Source organism: Polaromonas sp. P1_G1 (assembly GCF_056405595.1).
Genome location: NZ_JBFUBU010000226.1, coordinates 1 through 416 on the forward strand (window position 1 = coordinate 1; position 416 = coordinate 416).

General features: G+C 64.4%; 1 protein-coding gene. It reads left to right on the forward strand.

Going from position 1 to position 416, the window contains the following annotated elements:
- Positions 1-57: 57 nt before the first annotated feature.
- A partial coding sequence (locus tag AC1D1Y_RS26590; RefSeq protein WP_477684982.1) for a single-stranded DNA-binding protein occupies positions 58-416 on the forward strand: 359 nt, incomplete at its 3' end.

Sequence of the window (416 nt, forward strand, 5' to 3'; positions counted from 1 at the left end):
TGCGGGCCCCGGTGGCGGTCCGGGCGGCATAATCGTCCCACTTTTCTGGAGAAAACCATGGCATCCGTCAATAAAGTCATTCTGGTCGGCAACTGTGGCCGTGACCCCGAAATCCGCTACCTACCCTCTGGCCAGGCCGTGGCCAACGTCAGCGTGGCCACCAGCAGCCGCCGTAAAGACCGCAACACCGGCGAGACGGTGGAAGACACCCAGTGGCACCGCGTCACCTTTTACGACCGCCTGGCCGAGATCGCCGGCGAATACGTGAAGAAGGGCCGCCCCATCTACGTGGAAGGCCGCCTGAAGTACGGCAAGTACATCGACCAAGCGGGCGTGGAAAAGAGCACCGTGGACATTGTGGCCACCGAGCTGCAGCTGCTGGGCGGCCGCGAAGGCATGGGCGGCCCGTCCGACGG